Source organism: Desulfovibrio sp., from assembly GCF_019422935.1.
GTDB lineage: Bacteria > Desulfobacterota > Desulfovibrionia > Desulfovibrionales > Desulfovibrionaceae > Desulfovibrio.
The window spans coordinates 450693-475997 of record NZ_JAHZCJ010000001.1 but is presented as its reverse complement, the minus strand read 5'-3'; the positions used below and the strand labels follow the sequence as shown (position 1 = coordinate 475997).

The 25305-nt window shown below is 55.6% G+C and carries 19 protein-coding genes and 2 tRNA genes; 17 read left to right on the top strand and 4 right to left on the bottom strand.

All coding sequences use genetic code 11. The features are described from left to right. Nucleotides 1-228: 228 nt before the first annotated feature. The gene (locus QZ383_RS02095) at nt 229-1503 is read right to left on the bottom strand and encodes a hypothetical protein (RefSeq protein ID WP_291442597.1); all 1275 of its coding nucleotides are present in this window, start codon (nt 1501-1503) and stop codon (nt 229-231) included. Nucleotides 1504-1569: 66 nt separating this feature from the next. Next, a complete protein-coding gene (locus tag QZ383_RS02090; protein WP_291442595.1) occupies nt 1570-2277 on the bottom strand; it encodes a metallophosphoesterase in 708 nt (235 codons plus the stop codon). 290 nt (nt 2278-2567) lie between these two features. Here QZ383_RS02090 and QZ383_RS02085 point away from each other — a divergent pair, with 290 nt between their 5' ends. Continuing rightward, nucleotides 2568-3842: a site-specific integrase gene (locus QZ383_RS02085; protein WP_291442593.1), complete on the top strand. Its 1275-nt coding sequence runs from the start codon at nt 2568-2570 to the stop codon at nt 3840-3842. A gap of 136 nt (nt 3843-3978) precedes the next feature. On the opposite strand, the gene QZ383_RS02080 is transcribed toward QZ383_RS02085, so the two are convergent. Then, nucleotides 3979-4055: transfer RNA gene (locus QZ383_RS02080), tRNA-Glu, on the bottom strand. Between the two features lie 386 nt (nt 4056-4441). On the opposite strand from QZ383_RS02080, the gene QZ383_RS02075 reads away from it, so the two are divergent. The 6 genes from QZ383_RS02075 to QZ383_RS02050 all read left to right on the top strand — a co-directional run bounded on the left by QZ383_RS02075 (nt 4442) and on the right by QZ383_RS02050 (nt 12834). Next, nucleotides 4442-6049, top strand: coding sequence for a sigma 54-interacting transcriptional regulator (locus QZ383_RS02075; protein WP_192111589.1), 1608 nt, complete (start codon nt 4442-4444; stop codon nt 6047-6049). A 543-nt stretch (nt 6050-6592) separates the two neighbouring features. After that, nucleotides 6593-7801: an ammonium transporter gene (locus tag QZ383_RS02070; RefSeq protein ID WP_240825698.1), complete on the top strand. Its 1209-nt coding sequence runs from the start codon at nt 6593-6595 to the stop codon at nt 7799-7801. Between the two features lie 29 nt (nt 7802-7830). After that, nucleotides 7831-8169 carry a P-II family nitrogen regulator gene (locus QZ383_RS02065; protein ID WP_192111588.1) on the top strand — a complete coding sequence of 113 codons (339 nt, stop codon included), beginning with the start codon at nt 7831-7833 and terminating at the stop codon, nt 8167-8169. 48 nt (nt 8170-8217) lie between these two features. Beyond that, nucleotides 8218-10410, top strand: a complete 2193-nt coding sequence (locus QZ383_RS02060) for a glutamine synthetase III (protein WP_291442591.1) — start codon at nt 8218-8220, stop codon at nt 10408-10410. A gap of 325 nt (nt 10411-10735) precedes the next feature. Beyond that, entirely contained in the window at nt 10736-11593 is an 858-nt protein-coding gene (gene dapF, locus QZ383_RS02055; protein WP_291442589.1) for a diaminopimelate epimerase, read from the top strand. Between the two features lie 14 nt (nt 11594-11607). After that, nucleotides 11608-12834, top strand: a complete 1227-nt coding sequence (locus tag QZ383_RS02050; protein ID WP_291442588.1) for an LL-diaminopimelate aminotransferase — start codon at nt 11608-11610, stop codon at nt 12832-12834. A gap of 341 nt (nt 12835-13175) precedes the next feature. Here the strand turns inward: QZ383_RS02050 and QZ383_RS02045 are convergent. Then, nucleotides 13176-13253 (bottom strand) — tRNA-Pro (locus tag QZ383_RS02045). A gap of 126 nt (nt 13254-13379) precedes the next feature. Between QZ383_RS02045 and QZ383_RS02040 the strand changes: the two genes are divergently transcribed. The 10 genes from QZ383_RS02040 to QZ383_RS01995 all read left to right on the top strand — a co-directional run bounded on the left by QZ383_RS02040 (nt 13380) and on the right by QZ383_RS01995 (nt 25228). Continuing rightward, nucleotides 13380-14444: a chemotaxis response regulator protein-glutamate methylesterase gene (locus tag QZ383_RS02040; RefSeq protein WP_240825599.1), complete on the top strand. Its 1065-nt coding sequence runs from the start codon at nt 13380-13382 to the stop codon at nt 14442-14444. A 23-nt stretch (nt 14445-14467) separates the two neighbouring features. Beyond that, nucleotides 14468-16399, top strand: a complete 1932-nt coding sequence (locus QZ383_RS02035; protein WP_291442584.1) for a HEAT repeat domain-containing protein — start codon at nt 14468-14470, stop codon at nt 16397-16399. Between the two features lie 662 nt (nt 16400-17061). Continuing rightward, nucleotides 17062-17898: a protein-glutamate O-methyltransferase CheR gene (locus QZ383_RS02030; protein ID WP_291442924.1), complete on the top strand. Its 837-nt coding sequence runs from the start codon at nt 17062-17064 to the stop codon at nt 17896-17898. 10 nt (nt 17899-17908) lie between these two features. After that, complete coding sequence (locus QZ383_RS02025) at nt 17909-18685, top strand: ParA family protein (RefSeq protein WP_240825595.1); 777 nt, start codon at nt 17909-17911, stop codon at nt 18683-18685. Next, complete coding sequence (locus tag QZ383_RS02020; RefSeq protein ID WP_291442581.1) at nt 18679-19380, top strand: chemotaxis protein CheW; 702 nt, start codon at nt 18679-18681, stop codon at nt 19378-19380. The genes QZ383_RS02025 and QZ383_RS02020 overlap by 7 nt, the downstream gene beginning before the upstream one ends. Nucleotides 19381-19491: 111 nt before the next feature. After that, nucleotides 19492-19860 carry a response regulator gene (locus tag QZ383_RS02015; protein WP_022658680.1) on the top strand — a complete coding sequence of 123 codons (369 nt, stop codon included), beginning with the start codon at nt 19492-19494 and terminating at the stop codon, nt 19858-19860. 69 nt (nt 19861-19929) lie between these two features. Further along, on the top strand, nt 19930-23091 hold the full coding sequence (locus QZ383_RS02010; RefSeq protein WP_291442577.1) for a chemotaxis protein CheA: 3162 nt from the start codon (nt 19930-19932) through the stop codon (nt 23089-23091). 110 nt (nt 23092-23201) lie between these two features. After that, nucleotides 23202-23729 carry a nitroreductase family protein gene (locus QZ383_RS02005; protein ID WP_291442576.1) on the top strand — a complete coding sequence of 176 codons (528 nt, stop codon included), beginning with the start codon at nt 23202-23204 and terminating at the stop codon, nt 23727-23729. 257 nt (nt 23730-23986) lie between these two features. Continuing rightward, nucleotides 23987-24196, top strand: coding sequence for a 50S ribosomal protein L28 (gene rpmB, locus QZ383_RS02000; protein WP_027180796.1), 210 nt, complete (start codon nt 23987-23989; stop codon nt 24194-24196). Nucleotides 24197-24253: 57 nt separating this feature from the next. Further along, nucleotides 24254-25228: a rhomboid family intramembrane serine protease gene (locus tag QZ383_RS01995; RefSeq protein ID WP_291442574.1), complete on the top strand. Its 975-nt coding sequence runs from the start codon at nt 24254-24256 to the stop codon at nt 25226-25228. Nucleotides 25229-25305 lie beyond the last annotated feature (77 nt).

Sequence of the window (25305 nt, the reverse complement as noted above, 5' to 3'; positions counted from 1 at the left end):
ATGATAAATCGCCACAGCCTACCCCCGGCAGCCCTTGTGCGTTTTGCATCGCGGGGTCGAGGGGCGCAGCCCCCGCGCACGCAAACCGCGAAGCGTGTTTGCATAAGTGCGCCCTTCGGGGATCTTCATCGGTAAAGAAACTTCGTGGGTATAAAAAAACACGGTGACCTCCATGGATCACCGTGTACAAAAAACTCAAAGTGAAATGAGACTGGAAAAATTTCCCGGTTACCGATCTACAGGGAGGGACGGATACAATTCCTCATAGATTGCCAGCCATGCCTCCGCGTGGGCCATCACCGGAAGAAAATAACGGATGTCGTTAGTCCATGCTGTAATCCATCGATCATAGGCGTCTGCGGTTTGACCATCAGCGCTAGAATCTAAGGGCATCATGGCCTCAATTATAGCCTTAAGAGACTCAAGTGGGCATCCCTGCTGCCGCAGAAACCTGGCCACATGAGGCAATGCCTCCCAGAAGTCATCAGTAAAAACTTGGTCCCCGCAGCTGGGGCAAACGCTTTGTGGCGGTTCGTACTCCCACCAACTCCAGAGATCCAAGCCAATCTGAATGATTTTTTCATCATACGGGAAAAATTTGGTCAAGGCAGCCAACAAACGGCTTCGTGAAGAATGGGCATAGCGAAGTTTTCTATTAACCGCCAAGGCTCGCTCATATGCCTTTTTTCTTGCTGGCCTCTCAGCAGTCTTCTCATAGTGATGGACATGGCAGTGTGCTTTATCCTTCTTTTTTGCGTTGGAAGTATCTGCCACGCGCCAACATAAGGAGCAGGTTGTAATTTGAGAGATCGGATATTTCTTTCTTCCTTCGTATCTGAGAATCTGCAAAGCCATCAATACATCGTAAAGATTGTCTGTATCGTGTATATTTCTGGCACTGTTTTCACTTGCATCCTTGGGAACTAATAGGGTGACATATTCAATGAGCGCAGCCCAAGAGTCGACCCTTGCAAAAATATCCTCCTGCAATACCTGATGTAAAATTTCTATTTGAGAAGGGGTAACGGATCTTTTCTTCTCCAGCTTTTTCATTCGCATTTCGCATAGGGAAAAGAGAGTTTCTACGAATTCTGGGTTGTATTCATATTTTTCAAACAACCGCTCAAGATTCAGTCTGTAATGAGTCCGAATGTACGGTAATATTTCTCGGAAGCTTCTGTTTTCAAGTTCGTGATAGAGGGGTAAACAGTTACTTCCATCAAAATATTCAAGAGCCCGTGCTTCCTTCGCGGCTCGATCACTCAGAATCTTTGTCAGGGTACTTTCGTCAGCAGAAGGAATCCTATCAGAGAAGGCAGAATCCCAAGCTTTGTAAAGAGCATTCCAAGTGAGACGTCTATCTTCAAAAAATCCACGCAATTTGAGAATGTCTTCATTACCCATGATGGAGGAAAAAAAATGCTGGCAGCATTCAAAAGCCCCATAAACCGTATTCCGCTCAATTCGGTCACAGGCTTCTTTTATATCTTCGACATCCCACATTAGTACATCTCACAGGCCATCTTTTATGCCTCAATTTAATATCGACGATATCTCAGATGATTATGTTCACACTTCGTACACAGCATACCCATCTTTGTTGATCTCATCTTTCCACTTGTGGCTGTGCCCGCAATCAAGAGCTTGAATCCGACAATTTTTTATCTTGCTGCTGAATGCGATATGGTAGTGGGCACAGAACCATTGTTTTGGACGATAGCGTTGTAGCACCTTATCCAACACATCCCGTGAAGGATCATGGTATTTTTTTGCATCCAGAAGTGGTGGAAGCTTCAGGGAAGCGGGAGCAGCGTGAGAAATTACTACATCCACGGATGGGATGTCTGGAAAATGCGCGAAATCGTTTGCAGTCAGAATTTCCTCTGGGAACCAATCCTGACCGGGGGTGCGCATATCCTTATCTACGCTACAGGCTCCTCCGGCAAAAAGTACGACATGACCGTTCGGCAAAGTAATTAAAGAGCCGCGTGGTTGATAAAATACACCTTCTCCCACTTCAAGAGTTGCCATCGCCGATTCGCATAGTTTGCGCAATTTAGGGTGGTTTTCATGATTGCCGTCACAGAAGTGGATGGGCACGACTTGTCCGGCCTCTGTCTTAAAGCCAGAGGCCAATCTCTCTACATTTCTCCCTGGCCAAATACCAAAATCGCCGCACTGGAGTACCAATTGCGGCTCAAAGCGCTTGATGAAGGCATCAAGGACAGTAAAATATCCGTGAATGTCACCAATAATGAGAATTGGACGCCTGTTCATCACCATTACCCTATAAAGCCGTCACTTGTAGGGGGGAGGGAAATTCTTGCAGTCTCTTTTTCATCATCTGACATGGCATTGGATTTTCATTAAGGAAAATACAGGAATCCTGATGAAAAGCCAATTGCCCCCATCTCAAAGCCCACTGGGCCGTATTTTCACAGCAAGAGAAGTCGCTGCGATCTTCCGCCTTGATGTGCGAACGGTCAGGCGGTATTATACAGCGTTCGGGGGTGTGCGGATTGGGCACGCTCTAAGGTTCCTTGAAAATCGCATATTGGAGATATTCAATGGCAACCTTCACGAGCAAGAAGAAGGGCTCCCCCAAGCGTTGGAAAGGACAGGTCTGGTTTCAGGGCAGAATGGCAGCGGTAAAATGGTTTGGCAGCAGCAAGGCCGACGAGAGGAATGCCATAGCGTGGGAAGTAACCACCAGGAAGCAACTGGAGGAAGAAGCCGCGACTGCGCCGGAAAAAGTGACCCCTTTGGTCTCCGCGCCCCAACGGGTGACGATTCTTGAGTGGGGAACGGCCTACCTTGAAGAATGCCAGCGGCGCAACACCCTGGCGACCTTTAAAGAGAAACGTGACGGCTTTCGGCGGTTCATCCGCTACCTTGAGCAAACCAAGGGACTGTCACCAGATGATACAGTTGAATCCTTCGACAGAAAAAAGGCCCGCAAGTATCTTGCCTGGCAGCATGACCAGCGCGGCCCCAACTGCTCCAACAAAGACCGTAAAATCTTGACCACCGCCTGGAAGTGGGGCGCAGCGTATCTCGACCACTTTCCGCTGGATATGCCGGATTCTTTTCTGGCCTGCCAGCGGTATGCGGAGATACGGGTTCCCCGTTACATCCCGCCGGAAGAGGATTTCTGGAAGGTCTACGAGGCAGCTCCAGAGCGTGAGAAGGCCATGCTGACCTGCTTTCTCAACCTCGCAGCGCGAAAGGGCGAGCTGCTTAAGCTGACATGGCAGGATGTGGATTTTGAGCGCGGCACCGTTGTGCTAACAACGCGCAAAACCCGCACAGGCACGGCAAAACGTGACGAAATGCCCATGAATGAGGACGTGCGCACTACCATGCTCTGGCTGTGGCAATACCGCCAGGGCAAAGGGAACCATGTGTTCACCTGCCCGGTTGAGCCGTACGTCGGGCAACCCTATAAAACGGCAGCCCACGTGATGAAAAGGCTTTGTGCCAAGGCCAAGGTGAAACCATTTGGGTTTCATGCCATCAGGCACCTGGCTGCCACCATTCTGGCCCAGGAGGGCAAGAGCCTCTTCGCCATCCAGCACGCCCTACGACATGAAAAGCAGACAACCACGGACAGGTACCTGCACAGCCTTGGAGCTTTCGCGGAAGTTTCGGATGCCCTGAGCGCATTGGCAAGCCGTGGCCCTGCAAATTGTCACCCCTTTCCTGCCCCTTCCGCGCTTTCACGGAAAAAGGATTCTTTTACAAGTGAAAATGAAGAGAAGCAGGGGGGAGGGGCAAAGGCAGACGTGGTTCGCCTCAACCAGGGACTGGTTTCCGGTAAACTCATCCCAACTGGCACGGAGTAGAGAACATGATTCAGACTTTCTTATTTGGAAACGAAAAAAGGCTGCACTTAAGTGCAGCCTTTTTCAAAACTAACCCCCAGGACTAACCCCCTGTGGGTATCTGGTGAGGTTTTTACTGTAACCTCTTGGAATCAATTGGCGTCCCCAAGGGGATTTGAACCCCTGTCGACGGCGTGAAAGGCCGTTGTCCTGGGCCGGCTAGACGATGGGGACGCGCTGTGAAGGGTGTATCTACGGCAATAGGGGGCAGGTGTCAAGCGACTTTTTAAAATTGGCATAAAATTCAGCGGTCAGGGGCTTCCCAAGGTCATATTCAGAGCTGGGAGTTCCCTAATCCTGTTGCGCCACTAATCAGTTGGCTGCTATCACATGAACTAGGGGCGTTTGCTGATATCGTAGCCTATTGCGCCGCCAAATCAGTTAGACCGTTATCTGATCTGCTCCTCTTGCCCGCAAAGCCCATCCTTCCACTCCCCCACTATATCCAAGCCTGCCCTCAGCCCGCTTGCGCAAGTGCCCTCCCCCCGGCGGCTCTTTCTTGCAGCCCGTAACCCGCTGACGGATTGCATGTTTGCCCCGGCCTGAGGTATAAGCACGGCATGCAAAAATCCAGCAACACATCTCCCCGTCCCGGCACCGTGTCACGCTCTCCCGCCAACGCAGACAGCCACCGCGAAGAGCAGCTGCGCCTTTTGTTGGATCTTTCCAATGTGGTCAATTCCGCCACGGATGTGGGGGTTGCCCTGAACAAGGCGCTCCAGCTTATGGCAGAGCATCTGCACATGATGCGCGGCGCAATCACGCTTATTTCGCCCAACAGCGGCGAAATCCGCATTGAGGCTGCCTACGGCCTCAAACCCGCTGAGGCCCGCCGGGGCCGCTACGTGCGCGGCGAGGGTATCACCGGGCGCGTGATCGAAACCGGGCGTTCCATGTACATATCTAATGTATCTGAAGAGCCCCTGTTTCTGAACCGCACCCGCTCTCGCGATCTGGGCAAGGAGGGGATTTCGTTCATCTGCGTGCCTATCCGCCTCAACGACCAGGTTGTGGGCGCACTGTCGGTTGACCACCTGCTGGTGGACGATGCAACGCTTGAAGACGAAATGCGCCTGCTTACCATTATATCAACCCTGCTTGGGCACGCCGCCCTTGAATCGCAGGGCCGCATGGATGAAGAAGCCTCCTCCCCCCTGAGGCCGCGCGGCTTTGTGGGCAACTCTGAAGTGATGCAAAAGGTCTACGCGCAGATTGCGCAGGTTGCCCCGTCCAGCACCACAGTTTTTTTACAGGGCGAATCCGGCACGGGCAAAGAACTGGCTGCGCGCTCCATCCATTCGGGCAGCACGCGCGCCAACAAGCCCTTTATTTCTCTCAACTGCGCCGCCTTGCCAGAAAACCTCATTGAAAGCGAACTGTTCGGCCATGAGCGCGGGGCCTTTACCGGCGCAAACGCAACTCGCAAAGGGCGCTTCGAGCTTGCCAACGGCGGCACGCTGTTTTTGGACGAAGTGGGTGAGCTTTCGCTCATGACCCAGGCAAAACTGCTACGCGTCTTACAAGAAAGAGCCTTCGAGCGCCTTGGCGGCATGGAAACACATTATGTTGATGTGCGTTTTATCACCGCCACCAACCGTGACCTGGAAAAAATGGTGGAGGAAGAAACCTTCCGCCGCGATCTGTTCTACCGCCTCAATGTCTTCCCCATTTTCCTGCCGCCCCTGAGTTTCCGACCAGAGGATATTCTGCCGCTGGCAAACCACTTTATCAAAAAATACGCGCTGGCAAACGGGCGCAACAACGTGCGCCTCTCCCTTTCTGTTATGGATATGCTGCAACGCTACACCTGGCCGGGCAACATCCGCGAACTTGAAAACGTCATGGAGCGCGCCGTCTTGCTGCTGGGCCGCGAAGGCCTTGTGTTGCCCCAGCACTTGCCCCCTGCTCTGCACGGCAGCCGCGTTGCGGCCAGTTCCGGCCTCACGCCAGGGCTGATCCGCCAGGGGCTTTCCGGCAGTTTGCAAGAGCAGTTGGACGAGCTGGAACGCGCATCAATCACCGAAGCGCTTGAGTTCAGCCAGGGCCAGATGGGCAAAGCCGCTGCAAGCCTTGGATTGACGGAAAGAATCATGGCCCTGCGCATGAAAAAGTACGGCATAACCTACAAAGCTTTTCGCCCCGTGTACCGTAAGGATGAAACCGAGTAGATATGAAGTTTCTACAAAACGGTATTTTTAAAAAAGGCCTAAATTTGCCCCCAAAAATGAATTTTTTGTAATAATTTTTAGCATGTTATCTAAGCACAACACAGTCATTACAAAGATGTACCAATAATTTCTACATTTTTGAAATTTTCTATTTTTTTCACATAACACGCTAAAATAAAACATCTATTTAGAAAGCCCCCCAGGCGCCACGATACGGCGCTCTGGGGGGCCTGTTTTTTTCTACAGCAACGTAGAAATATTCCACAGACGCCAACCTCCTGCAATTCTTCCTGTCTGCCTTCAAAAATAAAAATAATTATAAAATCATATTGTTACATAATTTAGCCCCTCAGCGAAACACATTTGGCACACTTCATGCCTAAGCAGGGTATTGCTGCGGCATTGTGCCGCAGTGTGGGCATGGCGCCAGCCCACGAGGATGAGGTTCTATTAAACGCGGAACGGAACGACGGAAACCAGCCTGCTGCACTGTGCGGCACCCTGCCTCCCTCGCCGGTCCGAACTACGCTGAAGGATGTCCGTATGAACGCCTCGGATACTGCATTTATTCTGATCTGCGCCTCCATGGTCATGCTGATGACCCCGGCGCTGGCCCTCTTCTACGGTGGCCTGGTTCGCTCCCGCAATATCCTGTCCACCCACATGCACAGCTACGGCGCGCTGGCTCTCATCTCTGTATTATGGGCCGTTGTGGGTTACACACTGGCCTTTGGCGAAGATGTGGGCGGCATAATCGGCGATCTTTCCTACCTCTTCCTCAAAGGCGTGGGCGGCGAATCGGCTCCTGCCGCCACCCAGCTGCCCCACACGGTTTTTATGGGGTATCAGTGCATGTTTGCTGCTCTTACCGTGGCCCTTATTTCCGGTGCCTACGCTGAGCGCATCCGCTTCTCCGCCATGCTTGTTTTCTCCGGCTTGTGGTTGCTCTTCGTATACTCGCCCATGGCCCACTGGGTCTGGGGCGGCGGCTGGATGAGCAAGATGGGCGCTCTGGACTTTGCTGGCGGCGCAGTTGTGCACATGTCTTCCGGCGCAGCGGCTCTTGCCTGTGCCCAGGCTCTTGGACCGCGGCTTTCCACTGGCAGCTCGCATGCAACACCCAACAATCTGCCCCTTACCCTGCTTGGCGGCGGCCTGCTGTGGTTCGGCTGGTTCGGCTTCAATGCTGGCAGCGCCCTGGTTTCCGGTCCTCTTGCTGGTCAGGCCCTTGTAACAACCCACATGGCTTCCGCCTGCGGTATTCTTGGCTGGATGCTCGTTGAATGGATTCGTACCGGCAAGCCCACAAGCCTTGGCGCTATCTCCGGCGCACTGGCTGGCCTCGTGGCCATCACCCCCGGCGCGGGCTTTGTTGAAGTGCTGCCCGCCATGCTGATCGGTTTTGTTGGCGGCATCATCTGCTACGGCGGCGTGCTCCTGAAGAACAAGTTCGGTTACGACGACGCCCTTGACGTGGTCGGCATTCACGGCATCGGCGGCACCTGGGGTGCGCTTGCCACCGGCCTGTTCGCCTGCGCGGCCATCAACAACTCGGACGGTCTGTTCTATGGTAATCCTGAGCAGGCCTGGATCCAGATCGTGTCCATTGTGGCTACCTGGGGTTATTGCTACATAGTTTCCCGGATAATCCTCTATGTGGTTGACGCGGTTGTCGGCCTGCGGGTTACGCCTGAAGAGGAATTCACCGGTCTCGATTTGAGCGAGCACAACGAACGCGGCTACTCCTTGTAGTCCAACGGGAAACAGCAAAGGAACGACCTATGAAAAAGCTTGAAATCATCATCCGGCCCAGCATGTTTGACAAGGTTAAGGACACGCTTACCGACATGGGCATCCACGGCTTGAACTATGTTGAAATCAAGGGCTTTGGTCGCCAGCGCGGGCACACTGAAGTGTATCGCGGCACCACAATGCAGGTTGACTGCCTGCCCAAGATCAAGGTCGAGGTCGTGCTGCACGACGACATGCTTGAAACTGTTCTGAACGCGGTGGTGTCCATCTCCCGCACAGGACAGGTTGGCGACGGAAAAATTTTCATCAGTGATGTGATGGATGCCATCCGCATCCGCACTGGTGAGCGCGGCGATGAGGCCCTTTAGTCGGGCTATGCCTGATTCTAGCAACAACATGAGAAAGGAGACGAGGGTATGAGTTCCCCCCGTAAAAAGGCTTTGTTCAAAGCAGTGAACACTGCACCGGTCATCCCCACCAGCGCTGATGAAATAGGCCGCAGCGCGGAAGACATCTTTGGCCGTTACGTGTTTGGCCTGGCCACGATGCGTAAGCGCCTTCCCAAGGATGTGTTCAAAAAGCTGGCCAAGACCATCCGCGACGGCGAACGCCTGAATCCCGAAATCGCTGATGTTGTCGCCAACGCCATGAAGGACTGGGCTATCGAGAACGGCGCCACGCACTACACGCACTGGTTCCATCCCATGACCGGCCTCACTGCCGAAAAGCATGACGCCTTTCTGTCGCCCACCATCGATGGTCAGGTTATCAGCGAATTCTCTGGCAAGATGCTGATCAGCGGTGAGCCGGACGCCTCCTCCTTCCCTTCCGGCGGCATCCGCTCCACGTTTGAAGCCCGCGGCTATACCGCGTGGGATCCCTCCGTGCCGGTGTTCATCATCCCCGCTCCTTACGGGGCCACCCTGCACATTCCGACATACTTTTACTCATACTCGGGCGAAGCTCTTGACCGCAAGATCCCGCTCATCCGCTCCATATCGGCCCTGTCGCGTCAGGCCATGCGTATTCTCAAGCTCTTCGGCAACACCACGGCCAGCTATGTGCGCGCCAACGTCGGCCCCGAGCAGGAATACTTCCTGGTGGACAAAAACCTGGCCGCCCTGCGCCCTGACCTTTTGCTGGCTGGCCGCACCCTGATAGGTGCCACCTCGCCCAAGGGTCAGGAAATGGAAGACCACTACTTCGGCTCCATTCCTCCCCGCGTGATGAGCTTCATGCAGGATCTGGAAAACGAGCTGCGTTCGCTGGGCATTCCGGCCAAGACCCGCCACAACGAAGTGGCCCCCGGTCAGTTTGAAATTGCCCCTGTGTACGAAGAAGCCAACATCGCCTGCGACCACAACATGCTCTGCATGAACATGATGCGTCACATGGCTGGCAAGCACGGTTTTGTGTGCCTGGTGCACGAAAAGCCCTTTGCGGGCGTGAACGGCAGCGGCAAGCACAACAACTGGTCCATCAGCGATTCTGATGGCTCCAACCTGCTCAATCCCGGCTCCACCCCGGTGGACAACGCCCAGTTCCTGGTCTTCCTGGCCGCCGTGCTGCGCGCCGTGCACATGCACAGCGCGGCCCTGCGCCTCGGCACCGTGGGCGCTGGCAACGACCATCGCCTTGGCGCCAACGAAGCCCCGCCGGCCATCCTGTCCGTCTACCTTGGCGAACAGCTTACCGACGTGCTTGACACCATCATCAACGGCAAGGGTTCCAAGAACAAGAAGAGCGCGGTCATGGAAGTGGGTGTTTCCACTCTGCCTCCGCTCCCCGTGGATCTTTCCGACCGTAACCGCACAAGCCCCTTTGCCTTCACCGGCAACAAGTTTGAATTCCGCGCCGTGGGCTCCTCGCAGTCCGTGGCTCCGGTCAATATCGCCCTGAACGCGGCTGTTGCCAGCGCTCTGGACGACATTGCCACCGAACTTGAAGCTTCGGTTGCCGGCGGCACCGATCTGAACACGGCCCTGCAGTCTCTGCTGCCCCGCCTGTTCAAGGAACACATGCCCATCGTCTTTAACGGCAATGGTTACGCTGAATCCTGGGCTGAAGAAGCCGCCCGCCGCGGCCTGCCCAACTACAACAACACCGTTACCGCTCTTGAGCACTACAGCGATCCCGACGTCATGAACGTCTTCCTGCGTCACGGCATCCTGACCGAGCGTGAAATTCTCTCCCGTCAGGACATCCTGCTGGAAAACTACAGCAAGACCGTGTGCATCGAAGGCAACCTGCTGGCCGACATGATCCGCTCTTCCGTGCTGCCGCCCAGCATGGAAGCCCAGACCAGGGCCGCCGATGCGGTTATCAAGACCCGCGCCGTGCTTGGCGACAAGGGCGCTGCAAGCGAAGAAGAATACTTTAACGAACTGCGCGGCCACATTGTTGCACTTCAGAAGGGTGTAACCGTGCTGGAAAAGGCCGTGGAAAAAGCCCAGTGCACCGAAGGCGCGCTGGAACAGGCCAAGGCCGCTCGTGACGGCATCCTGCCCGCTATGGCCGAATGCCGCACCCATGCCGACGCTCTTGAGCGCCTGGTTGAGGACAGCCTGTGGGTTCTGCCCAAGTACGCGGAACTGCTCTGGGCTCACTAGGTCGTTAAGAAATAGTTGGGGGCAGGGGGTCTCATCCCGGGGGGGAAGATGGTCCCCTTGCTTCCGGCCCCTGCGGTTCTGCCGCAGGGAGCCACAGGCCTCGCCGTTCGCCGCAACGGACGGCGAAGGCCAGTGGTCATCAAGCGGAGAGTCTGGCGGCTCTCCGCTTTTTTTGCGCCCTAAACCGCCGCCGCACGTTGGATTCACGGCAGGTACGCCGCACTGTGTTTACTTTTGCCTTGAATCAGAATAAATACTTATTTGTGATACTGCCAAGATAATTATGGGCAGCCTGTCTCGGCCCCCCGTATGATAAGGAGTATATATGGCTGCAACACTGCGCTTTACAAAAATGCAGGGCATCGGCAACGATTATGTCTATGTGAACGGCTTTGAAGAACGTGTCGAGAACCCCAACGACCTTGCTCGACAGATCAGCGACCGCCATTTCGGTGTCGGGTCTGACGGTCTTGTACTGATTCTGCCTTCCGGCACTTCAGACGTGCGCATGCGCATGTTCAATTCTGATGGTTCCGAGGCTGAAATGTGCGGCAATGCCATCCGCTGCGTGGGCAAATATGTTCACGACCACGGCATTCTTTCCAAGGATGTTATCCGCGTTGAAACCCGCGCCGGTGAAAAAATCGTCCGTCTGCTGTTTGAAGGCGGCGAGGTTTGCGGTGCTACGGTTGATATGGGAGAACCCGTGCTGACCCCGGCCAACATTCCCGTGCTGGTCGAGGGCGACACAAGCGCCCAGCGTTTTGTGGCCCGCCCAGTCGAGGTTGACGGCGCTGGCTACGATATTACCGCTGTTTCCATGGGCAACCCGCATGCGGTTGTTTTCATGAAAGGCATAGACGACCTTGATCTGCCCAAGATCGGCCCCAGTTTTGAGCACCACAGGCTGTTTCCGCAGCGCACCAACACCGAATTTGTGGAAGTTATCTCCTCCACCAAGGTAAGAATGCGCGTGTGGGAACGCGGCGCGGGCGAAACCCTTGCCTGCGGCACCGGCGCATGCGCCGTTGCTGTTGCCTGCGTGCTCAACAACCTCACCGGGCGCGAGCTTGATGTGGAACTCAAGGGCGGCACCCTGCACATCCATTGGGACGAAATTTCCAACCATGTCTACATGACCGGCGGAGCCGTCACCGTCTTCACCGGCTTATACCACATCTGATTCAGAGGAATGTGATGACCAGCGTAAACAGCAATTTTCTCAAGCTGCAAAGCAACTATCTTTTTGCGGAAATAGCCCGCAAGGTCGCCTCCTTCAAGGAAGCCAACCCCGAAAAGCGCGTCATCAGCCTGGGCATTGGCGATGTGACCCGTCCCCTTGTTCCCGCCGTGGTTGCGGCGCTGCACAAGGCTGCGGACGACATGGGCGACGCCGCCACGTTTCATGGTTACGGCCCGGAACAGGGCTATGCCTTCTTGCGCGAAATCATCGCGGAACACGACTACAAGGCGCGCGGCGTTGACCTGAGCCCCGATGAAGTGTTCGTGAGCGACGGCGCCAAGTCGGACGTGGGCAATTTTCAGGAACTTTTTGCCGCTGAGAGCATTGTGGCGGTGACTGACCCCGTTTATCCCGTCTATGTGGATTCCAACGCCATGGCGGGCCGTTCCGGCGAGTTTGACGGCAAACAGTGGGACAGGCTCGTGTACCTGCCTTGCCTCAAGGAAAACAACTTTGTGCCGGACTTTCCCAAAACCCGGCCCGATATCATCTATCTGTGCTACCCCAACAACCCCACGGGCACCGTGCTTTCGCGTCAGGCGCTTCAGGGTTGGGTGGACTACGCCCGCCGCGAAGGCTGCGTCATTCTGTATGACTCCGCCTACGAGGCCTACATCACCGACAGCTCCATTCCCCACAGCATCTATGAACTTGAGGGCGCGCAGGAAGTGGCCGTGGAATTCCGCAGCTTCTCCAAAACAGCTGGCTTCACCGGCCTGCGCTGCGCATACACAGTTGTGCCCAAGGCACTCCAGGTCAGCGATGGCAAGGGCGGCAAGGTTGCGCTCAACAGCCTCTGGAACCGCCGTCAGTGCACCAAGTACAACGGCTGCCCCTACATTGTGCAGCGGGCCGCTGCCGCCACCTACAGCCCGGAAGGTCGGGCGCAGGTCATGGACGTTATCCACGGCTACCAGTGTAATGCAGAAAGCCTGCGCAAAGCAGTCACCGGCATGGGTCTTTCCGTCTACGGAGGCGTCAATGCTCCCTACATCTGGGTGAGCGTGCCGGACGGCATGACCTCCTGGGGATTCTTTGACCACGTGCTGAACAACACGGCCCTTGTGTGCACGCCGGGCGCTGGCTTTGGCGCTTCTGGCGAGGGCTACGTGCGCCTGACGGCCTTTGGCTCCCCTGCCGACACGGAAGAAGCCATCAAGCGCCTTGCTTCACTGAGCTAGGTGCATGGCGCGTTCCGCGCGCCTTTAGAGCAGCTAAACCAAGCATCCGCAGGCATAACCTCGGTTGCCGCAAAATAACAGAAAGCCCGTTTCTTAGGGATGTGATGAACATCCCTTCAGAAACGGGCTTTTTTGCCGTTAAGAGTCCACAAGATTCACGCAAAATTATTTTTACGGAACATCCTGCCGGCATAAAAAGGCCAGTCGCCAATGCATAATTCCTGCTTCCGACTTGCCGCCGCCTTTAACCGAGCGCTGTCTTTATACGTAAAAAGAAGGATTCGCTTGATGTAAAAACAAAAAAAGGGCTTACGGTGGTTACCGTAAACCCTTGATTTTGCTGGTCGGGATGGCGCGATTTGAACGCGCGGCCTCAGCGTCCCGAACGCTGCGCTCTAGCCAAGCTGAGCCACATCCCGTTGAGAGAGGGAACATAAGCGAGACTGAGTAGTTTGGCAAGTAATTTTTTATTTGTAAAAAAATAATGCCTGACGTAGCATACAAAAACTAGATAGAGAGAGAATTTTTTGGAGTGAATTTATCCTATGATCAGTGTCCTCGTGGTTGATGATTCAACCTTCATGCGCAACACCATTACTTCACTTCTGGAGCAGGATTCTGAAATCAAGGTTGTGGGCACAGCCCGCAACGGTCAGGAGGCCCTGGAAAAAGCCGAAGAACTCGATCCGGACGTAATGACGCTTGATGTTGACCTTCCAAGGCTTGATGGCCTTGGAGTTTTGCAGCAGTTGATGAAAAAGACTCCGATTCCCGTGCTGATGGTCAGCTCTCTCACACAGAGCGGCGCGGAAAGCACATTAAAGGCATTAGAGTACGGCGCTCTTGATTTTATTCCTAAAACCATGAGCTGCGACCGGGAGTGTTTTGGGGCGGAGCTGCAGCGCAAGGTGCGGGCCATTGCCCGGCGTAAAACCATCATCAAACTCAAGTACAGACGCATCAACCAGATTCAGGTTCCAGTTCCACGCCCTCAGCCTTCGCAACCTGCGGATTATGTGCAAACGCCCTGCACCGGGCCGCGCGATCTGGTTGTAATCGGCGTTTCCACCGGCGGGCCGCCAGTGGTGCAAAAGATTCTTTCGGCGCTGCCTGCGGATCTTCCGGCCTGCATACTTATTGCGCAGCATATGCCGGCGGCTTTTACCAATCCGTTTGCCAAGCGCCTAGACAGTGTTTGCAAGATCGGCGTTACCGAAGCCCAGGATGGTGACAAATTCAAAACCGGTCATGCGTATGTCTGCCCTGGCGGCAAGCATCTGGGCATTCGCATGCGCGGTCCGCTGCCAGAAATCTTTGTTGCAGAAGAACCGCGCGATGCCCTTTACAAACCTTCGGCAAACGTGCTTTTTGAAACTGCGGGCAAAGCAATGGGAAGACGCACGCTTGGCGCGATTCTCACCGGAATGGGTTCAGACGGATGCGAAGGGGCCAAGGTTCTTAAAGAGAAGGGCGGCTGCCTTATAGCGCAAAATGAGGCCTCCTGTGTCGTTTACGGTATGCCCAAGGCGATTGTAGACAACAAGCTCGCCAACCTCATTCTTGATGTGGACGATATTGCCAACGCCATCATAACAACGGTCAGAGGCTGACCCCACCGTAGCAGGACATGACTATGAACATGGAAAATCCACAGCAAAAAGCAATTCTTGAAGCCCTGAAGTCGGGCGAAAATGACGCGATTCGCGACGCGGCATTCAGCGCTGGCGATCAGGGCCTTCAGGATGCCGTTCCCATGCTCTGCGAACACATCAAAAGCCCGAGTGTGGGCGTACAGGAAGCAGCGGAATATGCCCTGCGCAAAATTCGCGGGCCGCAGGTGGTTGTAGCTCTGCTGCCGCTCCTGAGCAGCGACGAAGCCCCCGTGCGCAACGTGGCCATGGACATTCTACGCGAAATCGGCTCTGACAGCATTGAGAGCATTCAGCCCTACCTGCAGCACGACGATGCGGACTTGCGGATATTTATCACAGATATTCTGGGATACTGCCGTACGCATCAGGCGTGTCTGCTGCTCTGCCGCGCCCTGCTCAAAGACCCGGAAGTCAACGTACGGTATCAGGCTGCTGTGAGCCTTGGCACTCTGGCTTTTCCCGAAGCTGTCAACTCCCTGTGCCAGGCCATGCACGATGAAGAATGGGTGCAGTTTGCCGTGGTGGAAGCCCTTGCAAAAATCAAGGACTACTCTGCCGCCAGCGCACTTGTGAAACTGCTTTCCCAGGCCTCCTCCCTTGTGAGTTCGGCCATTGTGGACGCCCTTGGCGATATGGGCGATGTAAAGTCCATTCCCCTGCTCTTCAGTTCGCTTGAAAATGTTCGCGAAGCCCTGCGCCACAAGATTGTCAAAGCTATCGTGCAGATTCTCAACGGGCGCGGATTGTCGCTGCTGGCTGGCAAATCGCAGGAAAGGCTGCGTTCCTATCTGCTCGACGCCCTCACAGACAACGATGAAGACATCCTGCTGGCCGCATTGCAAGGCCTGAGCGCCATCGGTTCGGATGCCTGCACCGAAGACATCATCAACATGGCCGCTGCCCTCGACAGGGAACGCCAGGATGAACTCTATGAAGCCGCCATCAAGGCCATAGCCGCCATCGGCTACAATGACTCCGTGCGCGATGCCCTGAACAGCGTTGATGAACCGCGCACCCTGCTGGCAATGGAGGCCTGTCATCTTATGGCAGACCGCCGTTGCGTGCCTGATCTCAAAAATATTTTCTGGGATGCCAGCCCGGAACTGCAGCGCATGGCGGCAGCGGAGCTGGCCCAGCTTGGCGACTGCGCCGACTCCCCGTTCTTTATAACCATCATGAATGATTCAGAAGACGCGGAAGTTCTCAAGAGCGCACTGGTCTTCTTTGGCAACCAGCCCACTTGCCCTGACGTGGAAGACCTTGTCTTCGCCCAGCTGGATCACCGCTATGTGGACGTTAAGGAAATGGCGCTGGAAGCCTGCATCAACCTGCACAGCCCCAAGCTGAACGAACGCTTCAAGGAGCGCGCCAAGAGCGAAGACCCCATGCAGCGCATGATGGCCGTGTACGCCCTTGGCCGCTACGGCATTCTGGAAAATCTGCCTGAAATAACGGCAGCGCTCGAAGATGAATCGCCCCGTACACGGCAGGTGGCGGTGGAATCCTTCCTGAGTCTTGGCGAACAGGCTGAGGAATACCTGCCCCTGCTGTTGCCCCGCCTTTCTGATGAAGACAAGGATGTTCGACTTTCAGTGATTGACCTGCTTGGGCAAATCGCTTCCCCAACTGTGCTGCCCTATATCCTCAATGGGCTTGATGACGAAAACGAATGGGTTCGCATACGCGCCGTTGACGCGCTGGGCATGCACAAGGTTGCCAATGCCGTTCCGCAACTGGCGCAAATGCTTGAGAGTTCAAGCCCCATGGTGGCCCTCAAGATTATTGAGGCTCTTGGCAAGATCGGCGGCAATGTGGCCTTTAGCGTACTGCTGGGTTTGATGAATCATGAAGACCCAGATATTCAGCATGCAGCAGAAGAAGCGGTGGCAACGATCCAGGCCGAACAGGAGTAGGTATGTCTCAGCCCCCTACGTTATTTCCCAAAAGCCCGCTCGGCTCTGCCCAGAACAGCGGCAACGGCTCATCTGCTGGCGGCGCGGCGACTCCCGCAGAGCAACGTCCACGGCTTGGCGTAACGCCAACGCCCGGGGCAGCGCCCGCCGCTCCGGCTGCAAAGCCCGTTGCGCCCGCCCCCGCCTCGCCGTTCAGAACAACGGCCCCTGCCCCTGCAAGCCCGGCGCAAGGCGCTGGCCTGACAGGTTCTGCATTCCGCACATCTGCGGGTGCAGGCACTGGCACAGGCTTGGGTGGCACAACGCCAGCAGGCGGCGTCACCAGCCCAGCCGCGCCTGCGGCGGCACGCCCGCCTCTCGGACAATCTGGCCTCGGCCAGACCGCAACCGGGCTGTCTGGCGCGACAACTCGGCCACCTCTCGGGCAAACAGGGTTAGGCCAGTCTGGTCTGGGGCAAACAGCACGGCCTCCGTTGGGATCTGCCCTGCCCCCGCGCACAGCAAGCCCCGCGCCGGCTACGGGCGGCATTGGTGCCACACGGCCCGTGCAAACCGCACCCGCGACCAGCGCCATGCGCCCGCCGCTCACCCCTGCTGCGGCTTTTCGCTCGCCTACGCAAGCGGCAGACAACACTCGCGCGGCATCGCCCTTCCGCAAAGATTTGCAGATATCTGACGAGGAATTTCTGCAACTGCGCGATTTCATCTATCAGCAGTGCGGCATTTTCATTGCTGAAAACAGAAAGTACCTTGTTGAAAACCGGCTTTCAAACCGCATCAAGGAACTGAACCTCAAAAGTTACAGCGACTATTACAACTTTCTGCGTTTTGACGGCAGCCGCCGCGCAGAACTCACCAAGCTGTTTGAAGTGGTGACAACCAACGAAACGAGCTTTTTCCGCAATCCGCCGCAGCTTGAAGTTTTTCAAAAAAGCGTGCTGCCCGACATTCTTGACCAGTGCCGCAAGGCTGGGCGCAAAAAGCTGCGTATCTGGTCAGCTGGCTGTTCCACGGGCGAAGAACCCTACACGCTTGCCATTATATTGTGTGAGGTTCTGAAAAGTGAACTTTCCAGCTGGGACATCAAGATCACAGCCAACGACCTTTCCGAAGCCGTGCTGGCGGCTGCCCGCCGGGGTGTTTATAACGATTATGCCCTGCGCACGACACCCAAAGAAATTGTGGACGCGTACTTTATCAAGGAAGACACGCAGTACAGGGTCAAGCCGGAACTGAAGTCGCTCATTTCCTTTGGGCCCATTAACCTCAATGAGAGGGAACAGCTCAAGCGAGTTGAAAAATCGCAGATCGTCTTTTGCCGCAACGTCATCATCTACTTTGACGATGAAATGAAGCGCAAGGTCATCAACGCATTTTACGACAACCTTGAAATCAACGGCGCGCTGCTTATCGGGCATTCCGAATCCCTGCACAACATCAGCCGCGCGTTCCAGCTTGAGCACCACAAGGGAACCATTGTTTACAGAAAAATGAGCTGATGCTGATACCATGTGTGCAAAAGTTCTGGCTATTGCCAATCAAAAAGGGGGCGTCGGCAAAACCACGACATCCATTTCGCTGAGCAGCGCGCTTGCCCGCATGGGGAAAAAGGTTCTTGTTCTTGATCTTGACCCCCACGCCTGCGCCACGCTGCATGCGAGAATATACCCCGAAGGCATCACTTGCAGCCTGCACGATCTTTTTCTTGCGCAGGAAGATGCCTGGCCCGTGATCTGGCCCGATCTTATCCATGTGCAGGCGCTGCCGGGAATGGACGTGGCGCCGGGCAGCATACGGCTTTCAGAGCTTGAAGTTGACTTTCGCGAGCGCCAGGCCAAGGGAAGTGTGCTCCTCCGCAGCCTCACGCATGTGCGCGATGAGTACGATTACATAATTCTGGATTGTCCGCCCCATGTGGGCATTTTGCTGGTCAATGCGCTGGTTGCCGCAGACCTGCTGATAATTCCGATCCAGACAGATTTTCTTGCCTTGCACGGGCTCAAGCTGCTGTTCGACACGCTACACACGTTGAACAAGGCCCTGGGCAGGCCCGTACGCTACCGGGCGGTGCCCACCATGTATGACAGGAGAGCAAAAGCCTGCACACGGGTGCTTGAACTTATGCGGCGCAAAATGGGGCAATCCATGTTTTCAACGGTCATTGGGGTGGACACGCACTTTCGCGAGGCCAGCGCCCAAGGGTGCACCATTTATGATATCGACGCCCGCTCTAAGGGGGCGCTCGGGTATAATTCGCTTGCAGAAGAAGTGGTAAAGCTATGGTAAAAACGCCCGAAGAGTACTTTGCAGACCAGTGCCTGGCTGTGCCTCAGGCGGCAGACGCAACGCTGAGCGCTGCGGAACAGGCCTTTGTGCAAAAATATCTGGGCAGCGATGCGTTGCAGACCATGCCTGTGCTTGAACCAGAGCAGGTGATGGCTGGCGCAGCAGGAGAAGCAAAAGACCATACGCGCCATGCCCGTCATGACGGACATGCAGAGGCAGAAACTGCCCGGCCTTCCTTGCGCACAAGGCTTGCGGCAGAAGAACAGGTACAGATGGTTTCGTTTTATGTGCGCGAACAGGTTTTTTTGCTGCCAGTGCCGGTAATCGTTGAGGTGCTGCGCTATATGCCGCTGACCAGGCTGCCCATGGCGCCTCCCTTTATTGCCGGTGTTGTCAATCTGCGCGGCAAGGTTACGCCACTGCTGCACCTGGATGCTTTGCTGACCACAGACCAGACAAAGCGCTATACTGAAAAGAGCTTTATCATCGTTTGCGGCACAGAAGATATGCAGCTTGGCCTTATTATCGACAAAATACACACCATGTACATGGTTTCAAAAGACAGCATCAGCTGGAACATTGAGGCGCAACTTGGCGAAGGGGCAGATTTTCTGTGCGGCCTCGCCAATATCAAGGAGCGCCTCCACGGCATTATCGACCCGGAACTGATTGTCGACAAACTTATTGAAGTCTGATCGTCTGCCCGGCTGAAACAGCATACGCTCTGACTTGCCAATAGTCTGAATAATCTCTAGAGTTCGGTGAAATTTTGTACGGCAGCCAACAACAGACGGACAGGATCACCTATGAAAAAACATATTATGGTCGTAGACGACTCCAAGACTATCCGTAATCTGGTAGCCTTTGTTCTCAAGGGCGAAGGCTTCAAGGTCAGTACCGCTGAGGACGGCCTTGACGCCATTGAAAAGCTTTACAGCCTTGAGCCGGTCGACCTGATTGTTTCGGACGTGAACATGCCCCGCATGGACGGCTTCACGTTTATCAAGACCATCCGCGCTCAGGATGCCTATAAGGATATTCCTATCATTGTCCTTTCAACCGAAGGGCAGGAAAAGGACATCCAGACAGGCATGAGCCTCGGAGCCAACCTGTATATGGTAAAACCGGCGCAGCCTGAAAAAATGGTCCGTAATATAAAGATGCTTCTGGGATAGCCGATAAGAAAGACAGTATGTGTCCAATTCGGGCAATAGTGTGCTTTCAGCCATATAAAGGTACAGGTTATGAGCCAGGAATTTTTTGATCCGGAACTTTTCGCCGATTTTATCGCGGAAGCCAAAGAACATCTCGAAACCATCGAGCCTAACCTTCTTGAGCTTGAGAAGGCGCCGGACAATCTTGCTCTGCTGAATGATATCTTTCGGCCCATGCACTCCCTCAAGGGCGCATCGGGTTTTCTGGGGCTGAACCGCATCAATCAGCTGGCGCACAAGTCTGAGAATATTCTGGACGAACTGCGCAAAGGCACCATGGTTGTGACTTCGGAGATCATGGATGTCATTCTGGCATCCACCGATGCCCTGCGCCAGATGATCGACAATCTTGAATCCACCAACGCCGAAGGCGAAGTGGAGATTGGGCACATCATGGCTCAGATCGATGCCATCATGGCTGGCGAAACAGCGCCGCAGCCTGTGGTCGCTGAGCCTGAAGCAGCGCCGCAACCAGAAGAGATTGTCGAACCTGCCTCTGTTGTTGAAGAGCCTGCCATCAGTGATGAACAGCCTACGCCGGATGAAGCTGCGGAGACGTATAGCGAGAGCAGCAACGACAACCCAGCCGCTACCGCCGCAGACGAAGAAGAGTTTACGGCCATGTCTGGCAAAGATTGGGTGCAGACGCTGCCCGATCTGCCTGCATATACCCTCACCGCCTTTGGTGAAGGGCACCTGAAAGATTTTATCGATGAGTCCAACGACACCATCGAAAACCTCACAAGCTCCCTGCTGGATCTGGAAGAAAATCCCGTTGGCCGTGATGAACTGGTCAACGATATTTTCCGTTTCTTCCACAACATGAAGGGCAACAGCGGCATTATCGGCTACAGCGAACTGAATTCGCTCACGCACGAAGCAGAAACCCTGCTCAACAATGTTCGCCAGGGCAAGATCACGCCCACCCATGAACTGATCGACCTTCTGCTTCTTGTGGTTGATGTGCTGGAAGCCCTGGTGCAGCGCATCAATATTGAAGCGGGTTCGGCCACGCCTTTCAACATTTCTCCCGTGGTCAAACAGCTTCAGGAAGCCCAGACAGGCGGCCCCATTTCGCTGCCGCAGGAACTTCTTGACGCCCAGGCCAGCCAGAACGGCAACGGCGGGCACGAAGCTGCCGAGAGTCAGGATGAAGCGGAGCAGGAAGCGCCTGCCGCCGCAGAACCCCACGCTCCGGTTGAAGTGGTCACGCCGACATTTTTTGCCGTTGGCGCTGAAAATGATGATACCGAGGCCTTTCGCGTCACGGTGCGCCAGCAGTTTGAAATTATTCATGCAGCGCTGGAAACTCTCAAAAAAGACGGCAGCCACAAAGACTCCATTGATGCACTCTACCGTTGCCTCATGGCGGTCAAGAACGCTTGCGGCTTCATGGAATTTGAAGACATCAAGGTTTATGCCGAGCGCACGGCTGGCATAGTAGATCAGGGGCGCATCAGCGGCATTGACTTTGAATTGATGGTTGACCTGCTGGATCAGGAAGTTTCCATCATCAAGGATATGGTTCAGCTTGCGCTGGACGGCCCTGCCAAGGCAGCTGCACCTGGTGCGCCTGCGGCGGCTCCGGCTGCCCCGGCTCCCACCGCCCCGGCGGACGAAAAACCTGCGGAACCTGAAGTCGAACCCAAGGTCGAGCCCAAGGTCGAAAAAGAACAGACCGCCCCGGCTCCCGCAGCCCCGGCCAGCTCTGCAGTTCCGAGCGCACCTGCGGCGGCTCCGGCTGCCCCAAAGCAGGATGCCCCGGCTCCCAAGCCCGCCGAACCTGCCAAGCCGGCCGCTCCGGCGGCGGCAAAGCCCGCTGCGCCCGCAAAGCCTGCGGCTCCAGCTGCCAAGCCCGCTGCACCTGCAAAACCGGCGGCTCCGGCTGCGGCAAAGCCTGCGGCGCAAGCTGCTGCTCCGGCTGCCGAGAACCACAAGGGTTCTTCCACCATCCGTGTTGACCATGAACGCCTTGACCATCTGATGAACCTCATCGGCGAACTCATCATCAACCGTAACCGGTACACCCTCATCGCCCGCTCGCTTGAAGACACCGGGCATGACGTGGATATTTCTCAGGTCGCCCAGAGCCTTTCTGAAACCACCTACGCCATGGCGCGCATTTCTGATGATCTGCAAGACACCATCATGAAGGTGCGCATGGTTCCGGTTTCTTCGGTCTTTTCCCGCTTCCCCCGGCTGGTGCGCGACCTTTCGCGCAAAAGCGGCAAGGAAGTGGATCTGGTCATGGAAGGTGAAGAAACGGAACTGGACAAGAGCGTTGTTGAAGTCATCGGCGATCCGCTTGTCCACCTTATCCGTAACTCTGTTGACCACGGTATTGAGCCAGAAGACCAGCGCCTCGCTGCGGGCAAGCCCGCCAAAGGCAAGGTTGTGCTGCGCGCCTTCCACAAGGGCAACTCTGTCGCCATTGAAATTGAAGACGACGGCAAGGGAATTGATCCCGCAAAAATGCGCGAAGTCGCCATCCGCAAGGGTGTCATCACGCCCGAAGAAGCAGCGCAGCTTGATGACCGCGAATCGCTGGAGCTCATCTTTGCCCCCGGTTTCTCCTCGGCTGAAAAAATCACTGATATTTCAGGCCGTGGCGTGGGCATGGACGTGGTGCGCACCAACATCAAGAACCTCAAGGGCAGCGTGAGCACGTATTCAGAGGTTGGCAAGGGCACTCGCTTCACCTTGAGTCTGCCCCTAACGCTGGCTATCATTGATGCGCTTATGGTTAATGTCTCCGGTCAGATGTACGCCATCCCCCTTGATGCAGTCTCTGAAACCACCAAGATTGAAGCCGAACGCCTCACGGATGTGAAGGGACGTAAGGCCGTAACCTTGCGCGGCGAAGTGCTTGGTGTTGTGGAGCTTTCAGAAATGCTGGGCCTGCCCCGCACCGACCCTCTGCCGGATGTGCTTTCCGTGGTTGTCATCCACGACAACGACCGGCGTCTGGGCCTTGTGGTCGATCGGCTTCTGGAACGGCAAGAAATCGTTATCAAACCCCTTGGCGCATACCTTGGCGACCTCAAGGGTATTTCGGGCGCAACCATCATGGGCGACGGTTCGGTCATCCTGATTCTTGACCCGCACGAAATATACATAATGGCGACCTCCAAAGCCCCTTCCATCGGCGCTGGAGGCGAACAGGGCAAACAACCGGTTTCAGTGAGAATGTAACGCTACAGGGGGCCACAAGGCCCCCTTTTCCATTGGAGAGGCTGCGCCGCTACCTGGGCCGTTTTTCAGTCAGCGGTGCCATGCCGCACCTGCCACAAAAGGATAAAGTCATGCTGGAACTATTGAGCAACCGCCGCAGCATACGCAAATTCACCGATCAAGCCGTAAGCGATGACCATCTTGAAAAACTGCTTACCGCCGGGCTGTTGGCCCCTTCGTCAAAGGATACCCGCCCGGTGGAACTGGTGGCCGTGCGGGACAAGGCTGTTATTGCCGCGCTGGCAGATTGCCGCGATTCCGGCACCATGCCCCTGCGCACAGCCCCTCTGGTGCTGGCTGTAGTCGCCGATACCGAGAAATCGGACGTGTGGGTTGAAAATGCCTCCATTGTTGCCATCCTGGTGCAACTGGAAGTGGAACGCCTGGGCCTTGGCTCCACATGGGTGCAGATGCGTCTGCGCACCAACGGCGCTGCTTCCGCCGAGGCGGAAGTGAGAAAAACACTTGGCATTCCCGGTCATTATGGCGTACTTTGCCTCGTGGCCATTGGTCACAAGGACGAAGTAAAAAAACCACGGGAGCTTGATGCGTCTGACTGGGCGCGTACTCACCGGGATTACTTCCATGTTGCACAGTAACCAGCTCCTGCGGATTGGCTTGAAAGATTGTGTTGTTCCAAAGAGTTAAGGTCTGCCCGGCTCAATGATGGGCTGGCAAACCCGCACTTGAAGCGCAGCCGCCTTTTTTTGAGAAAATTTCTTGCCTTTCCATGCTGCATGAGCTATATGACCTTTTCGCGCGGTTATGCCCACATGCAACGCTGTCATTTTTCGGCGCGGGCTTTGTTCTTGCCGCATTTGAATTGAACTATTTTTTTGCATATACGGAGGAATGTATGAGCAAGGAATGCATCTTTTGCGGCAAAAAGCCCCAGGTCGGCAATCTTGTGAGCCACTCCAACATCAAGACCAAGCGTCGCTTCAATCCCAATTTGCAGCGCGTGCGTCACCAGTTCCCCGACGGCAGCGTGCGGACCCTTTCCGTTTGCACCCGTTGCCTGCGCTCTGGCGTTGTTGTTAAGCCCACGGTGCGTAAGCAGGCCTAACTGACCTTCTTTTGCAGCTTTCAGCCCCGACAGGTTTCTGCCGGGGCTTTTTTGCATATGCGCACAATTCCACCAAGAATTTTTGCCTTTTCGCGCAACTGGCGTGCCCGCCGCAGGCCCAACAGCCTGCCTCTCGACTGGCGTCCGGTTGCCAGCCTGCAAGGCACCACGGGCTACGCGCGCTTTCGTGAATGGCTGCTTGTGCTCAATGCCTGCAATATACCGCACCAGACCGTCCAGATGAACGGCAGGGAATACATTTATGTGCCCGCGCTGTTTGAAAACATTGCCCTCATGGAACTGGGGGACTTTGTACGCGAAAGCACCGCGCCAGTTGCCCAGCCCCCGCCGCTGCGGGTTTTTCCTCATGCCTACATGGCAATGCTGGCGCTACTGCCGCTCATTCTCTGGCACGGCTGGCGCGTGGGCTGGTGGCCTGCTCCCGCCGTACTGCCACCGCCAGACATGTGGAGCAGCGCGGGCATTCTTGACGCAGTGCGGGTGCGCGTTTTCAACGAATGGTACAGAACCGTCACCGCGCTTACCCTCCATGCCAGCCTTACCCACCTTTGCGGCAACATGGCCTTCGGGGCTATATTTATGACCCTGCTGGCCCGCATGGCAGGCGTTGGCAGAGCCTTGTGGCTCACCCTGCTTGGGGGCGCGCTGGGCAATGCCCTGACCGTGCTGTTGCGGCCCCGCCCGGTTTTGAGCCTGGGATTTTCCACGGCACTATTTGCCAGCATTGGGGCTATTTCCGGCTACATGGCCTGCCAGCAACAAGGTAAACGCAAGGCCATGCTGCCAGTGGCTGCCGCAGCCGCCTTGCTGGCCATGCTCGGCACTGAAGGCGAGAATACCGACTATGCCGCGCATCTGGCCGGGCTTGGCTGTGGACTGGCACTGGGAACGCTTGAAGCCTGGCAGGTGCGGAACTGCCGTAAGCGCTTGAACCAGTGGACGGCAGGGACGCTCACGGCCCTGATCTGCGCCGCTGCATGGTGGTGGGCCTTTGCCGCCATGCGCAACTGACTGAGCAAAAAAATATCCTGACGTGAACTCGCACATCAGGATCATGATTTCAGGCTGTATTCTTGATCGGCGCAAAT